Here is a 3,321-nt window from a genome sequence, read left to right as displayed (position 1 = left end):
CAAATCAACATTTAAATAATATTGAATTAATGTATTACAAATATGGTATTTATTCCTGGGTGGTATTTCTGTGAGAACTATCAAAAGTTCCGAATAGTGACTTGTTTATATAGTTAAATGTAATGAACATCTCAATTGTGGCTCTATTTTCCAAGTTAATCATGACTTGGTTCTCATATTGTTAAGCTTCAAAAATACGCCTTTTAAATTGAGTTAAAATAAGACAAATTAATTGTTTTTACGTTTACTAATGATGATGGGAACAGTCTCGACTGTTAGAAATAGCAGTCGTAGCAAAAGGCAAGGCCAGTGAATACGAGGCAGGTATTTGAAATTGGTTTAGAGATGTTGTTTTGCAGGTGACTTGTTCGAGTTAAAGAAAATCGTGATGACGAATTAGTGTTCAAAAGTAGTTTCTGTGCTGAGAGTGTACTCAGTATCTGTTAACAATAAAGGATGAGTCATGTTTAAGAAAAACATATTAGCAGTGGCGTTATTAGCGACTGTGCCAATGGTTACTTTCGCAAATAACGGTGTTTCTTACCCAGTACCTGCCGATAAATTCGATATGCATAATTGGAAAATAACCATACCTTCAGATATTAATGAAGATGGTCGCGTTGATGAAATCGAAGGGGTCGCTATGATGAGCTACTCACATAGTGATTTCTTCCATCTTGATAAAGACGGCAACCTTGTATTTGAAGTGCAGAACCAAGCGATTACGACGAAAAACTCGAAGAATGCGCGTTCTGAATTACGACAAATGCCAAGAGGCGCAGATTTCTCTATCGATACGGCTGATAAAGGAAACCAGTGGGCACTGTCGAGTCACCCAGCGGCTAGTGAATACAGTGCTGTGGGCGGAACATTAGAAGCGACATTAAAAGTGAATCACGTCTCAGTTAACGCTAAGTTCCCAGAAAAATACCCAGCTCATTCTGTTGTGGTTGGTCAAATTCATGCTAAAAAACACAACGAGCTAATCAAAGCTGGAACCGGTTATGGGCATGGTAATGAACCACTAAAGATCTTCTATAAGAAGTTTCCTGACCAAGAAATGGGTTCAGTATTCTGGAACTATGAACGTAACCTAGAGAAAAAAGATCCTAACCGTGCCGATATCGCTTATCCAGTGTGGGGTAACACGTGGGAAAACCCTGCAGAGCCGGGTGAAGCGGGTATTGCTCTTGGTGAAGAGTTTAGCTACAAAGTGGAAGTGAAAGGCACCATGATGTACCTAACGTTTGAAACCGAGCGTCACGATACCGTTAAGTATGAAATCGACCTGAGTAAGGGCATCGATGAACTTGATTCACCAACGGGCTATGCTGAAGATGATTTTTACTACAAAGCGGGCGCATACGGCCAATGTAGCGTGAGCGATTCTCACCCTGTATGGGGGCCTGGTTGTGGCGGTACTGGCGATTTCGCTGTCGATAAAAAGAATGGCGATTACAACAGTGTGACTTTCTCAGCGCTTAAGTTGAACGGTAAATAGCACATAGCATAACCAATAGGCTAGCTAGACGCAGTCCTTAAGGAATATTTTCGAAGACCACTTAACCGAATGTTGAGTGGTCTTTTTGTTTTATATGAGTTTTAGATGACCTTGGTATTAATGTGACCTTGGTATCAATGAGGGTGTGCTGAAGCCTACCAATGAAAGGTACAGCTAAAACAATACAACCTTGTCAAAAGACAAGGTTGTATTCAGAAAGCGTAGGAAGATTTTAGGACGGCAACTCGATACGGAGTTTAGTCATACATCAACTCTTTGGCTTTGTCGGCATCGAACTCTTTAAGAGACTTTCGAGCCAAATGACGGAATGGAAAAGCTTTAACGACTTCTTCGAATGGTTGGATAGCGAATGCCCAAAAGATAGAACCGTCTAATCCAAAGATGATCAATGCACACAATGGAATTGAAATTACCCATTGACCAGTAAAGTTGATTTTGAAGACTGCGGTCGTTTTTCCTAGTGCTCTTAATACATTCCCATGAACCGTGTTGTAGCCACGGACAATCGGCAAGAAGATGTAGAGTGGGGCGATAACGGCCAATGCTTGATAGGTAGACTCATCCAAGTTCGGGTAAATGTCACCAATAACCAGACTTAATCCTGCGAACAAGATTGCACACACAAAAGAAATGACGACCGCAATATCAATACTGGTATCGACGTTTTTGACTAGGTCATCCATCTTTTTAGAGCCAATCGCTTGGCTGATAGTAATTGCGGAAGAGTGAGCCCAAGCAGTAATAAATTGAGAGACAGCCCTGATCCAAGGCATCACCAAAGTAATCGCAACATACGCGTTGATGTTAAGTTGCGAATACAGTAACTGATAAATCGTTGCGCCAATCAATAGCATGGTTACATTTGCTGCGACAGGGAATATCTCGATAAAGTGACGACGAACGTTTGTCATGAACTCAGATCGCAGGGCGTCTAATTTGAGTGAAATTGCCGAGCTCAAATACACGCAAAGAACCAGATACACAAGGCGAAGGGTGATAGCAATAACACTGCCTAGCGCGGCGCCTTGAACACCAATACCTTCGAAATTTGAAAAGCCGTGAATGAGTCCATAAGAAAGTACAGCGTTGATCGGCAATTCAATCAAATACCCTTTAAACGGTATTTTGGTTCTTCCTAATGCATTAAATAGGGCGATAATTACTTGCGTTAATGCTGTGAAAATGACGAGATACTTTGAGATATCAAGGTAGTGGCTGATTTCTAAGTAAAGGGCTTTATCGTCGGTTAAAGCTTGAATTAAAGGCTGTTCTAAAAAGGTGAGCAGAAACCAAAATATTGTCGCGATACCTAAGTTGATGAACAGACCTGCCCAAAACGCTTTGGATAATGAAGCGGTAATGCCAGAACCCACGGCGCGACTCAATACTAGCTGAGTGCCGTTTGCCAGCGCCATTTGAATACCGAGTACAAAGGCAACCATAGTGGTCGCAATTCCCATGGCAGCCAAAGGTATTTCACCAAGAGGAGAAACCAGCAGCGTATCGATCATCAACATCGACTGCATCAATATACCGTTTAGGGCTAGGGGCCAGGCGAGAGAGAAATTTTTCCTTACATACGATTGTGTAGACACAAACAACACCTTATGTGTGTAACCGTAAGTTTTCTCTGAGAGGACCCGAGTTCAACATTTAAAGATGAAACACTACGGTAATGGATGGTTAAAAATGGGCGCTAAAACTTACTGACTCGTGTATTGGGATACACGAGTCAGTCTGGTCAATCTTGGTTATGCGATTGCTAATTCAACCCTAGACAGCTTTTGGTTTTCATCATC

Annotated in this window: 2 protein-coding genes; one reads left to right on the top strand and one right to left on the bottom strand. The window is 41.6% G+C overall.

Features of this window, described 5'->3' with window-relative positions; genetic code table 11:
* The first annotated feature begins 463 nt into the window (after positions 1-463).
* Positions 464-1,501 carry a polysaccharide lyase family 7 protein gene (locus tag AB4653_RS06275; RefSeq protein WP_004733527.1) on the top strand — a complete coding sequence of 346 codons (1,038 nt, stop codon included), beginning with the start codon at positions 464-466 and terminating at the stop codon, positions 1,499-1,501.
* A gap of 257 nt (positions 1,502-1,758) precedes the next feature.
* On the opposite strand, the gene AB4653_RS06270 is transcribed toward AB4653_RS06275, so the two are convergent.
* Positions 1,759-3,126 carry an MATE family efflux transporter gene (locus AB4653_RS06270; RefSeq protein WP_102257325.1) on the bottom strand — a complete coding sequence of 456 codons (1,368 nt, stop codon included), beginning with the start codon at positions 3,124-3,126 and terminating at the stop codon, positions 1,759-1,761.
* Positions 3,127-3,321: the final 195 nt, after the last annotated feature.

Source organism: Vibrio sp. 10N.222.48.A3 (assembly GCF_041475345.1).
Classification (GTDB): Bacteria; Pseudomonadota; Gammaproteobacteria; order Enterobacterales; family Vibrionaceae; genus Vibrio; species Vibrio tasmaniensis_A.
The sequence above is the reverse complement of the archived record's forward strand: the minus strand, read 5'-3'. Positions and strand labels throughout refer to the sequence as shown.

Coding starts and splice junctions, on each gene's coding strand:
- AB4653_RS06275 (WP_004733527.1), top strand. CDS start 464: ATGTTTAAGAAAAACATATTAGCAGTGGCGTTATTAGCGACTGTGCCA.